Genomic DNA, 1,918 nt, shown 5'->3' with positions numbered 1-1,918 from the left:
CAAATTTTACGTTATTATCTTTATCGCCTTTTGTGATTGCAAAGTTTTTACTTCCAGCAGAAAAATCTATGTCACTGTCTAAAAGCACTGTTTTCGCATTCTTACCATCAACAGACAGTTTCCAACCGTTCTTTCTTACAACTTCTTCTAAGTCTTTTAACTGTCTAACATTCACTGCATCGGCATCTTCACTCCCAGCTGCAACGCCTGTAATCTGCCTCGTTATCTGCCTACTAGTATCACCAACACTCACTGCACCTCTCGTACTTTTCCATTCAATTCCGGTGTTGGTGGCTGATCCTTGCAAAAGAGAAGTATAACCTGCAACACCAGCAGCCCTATCGGATATAGAAGTGGAACCTATAGCAACACCATTATCAACCAACACTTTAGATACGTAACCTAAAGCAAGACCGTTCTCCCCCGCCACATTTGCATGAGGACCTAAAGCAGTACCATAAATCTTTGATACCTCTGCGCTATAGCCTAAAGCAATACCACGCATTTCTTTGACCTTTGCCTCAACGCCTAAAGCAATACCACCATCCCCCGCCACATTTGCATTATGGCCTAAAGCAATACCAAAAATCTTTGATACCTCTGCGCCATAACCCAACCCAATATTATACCCACCTGATACCTTTCCCGTATTACCTATAATAACACTAAAAGAATCTGATGCCTCTGCTTCAGAACCTAAAACAATAGTGCTAGATGCCTTTGCCTCTGCGTGAAAGCCTAGAGCAAGAGATTTGTCCCCATTTGCCTTTGCGTTAGAACCTAAAGCAATACTTTTCTCTGCATTTGCTTCTGAATAAAAACCTATAGAAATAGCATGTTCTTTCGCTGCATATGCACGATGCCCAACAGCCGTTGTACCAAACTCCAAAGCTTTAGAAACAGCACCCAAAGCCGTTGAATAATCACCCTTCGCAGTGGTATAATCACTATCCCCGTGTGTACTCTCCTCATTATATTCAGAACCTAATGCGGTACTGCTTTTCCCCAAAGCATGCGCCATGCGACCTACAGCTATACTGTCTTCTTTTGTCGCCTGTGCCTGATCACCCATAGTTATGGCGAATTTTCCTGTTGCTTGTGCCTTGTTACCAATAGCAACACTTTGCTGACCCGCTGCATTTGCCCCTGGGCCTAAGGAAGTAGCACTTGTCCCAGCTCTTTCAAGTCCTCTTGTGCTTGCCAGACTCCTTACACTCGGTTTTGTTGGATAGTTTTCTACTGATGCGCTAGAAGCTTTCAAGGGAGATATAACATTCACATAATCATCGTCACCTGCACCAATACTTCCACTCTTAGTTGACACCTTTACGAGTCGTGATGTTTTTTGATCGCTTTTCTCCCAAAGTGTATCATTTAGGAAATTTGCATAATCATCAGAGGCATTCACTTTTGCTGCGCCTACTTTTGCGCCTACTTTATTGAGTGCTGTTACATAACCCACCTTAGATAAATCAGAGACATCAACATTGTTCTGACTATCATAAGCAGCAGTAATCCTTTTATCGTTCCCTTGAGAATAAACTGCTGTTGCCTTCTCTATGCTTTGAAGAACTTGTTGGTCTATTATATCAATTTTTTTCGCCAATACAGGAGACGCACTTGATAAGAGTGCAACCATTGCTGTTCCCAACGAGAGCTTTGTAAACAAAGATAAATGCCGAGAAATAAGCACAGCCTTCAAACTAGGTCTCTTTGATGTGGCAGATATTTTTTTCATAACAAACTCTCCAATGAAAAAATTTGAAAAGCATATCCAAAACATAAAAAAGACACATTTCAGTGTTAGTTACTCTCCCTACTGATTATTGAATGGAAAGTGACAGATCAAAGTGGGAACGTTTTGAGTCTTTGTTTTCGTTTTGTCGTTGCTTTCTGTGTTGAGATCTAAATGTAGGCA

Annotated in this window: 1 pseudogene; it reads right to left on the bottom strand. The window is 41.4% G+C overall.

The features are described from left to right. Nucleotides 1–1,738, bottom strand: a pseudogene (locus PVV69_RS09705) (hypothetical protein); the annotation flags it as partial. Nucleotides 1,739–1,918: the final 180 nt, after the last annotated feature.

The sequence above is a fragment of the Bartonella sp. MM73XJBT genome (assembly GCF_028618465.1).
Classification (GTDB): Bacteria; Pseudomonadota; Alphaproteobacteria; order Rhizobiales; family Rhizobiaceae; genus Bartonella.
This window is presented reverse-complemented; position numbering and strand designations above follow the sequence as displayed.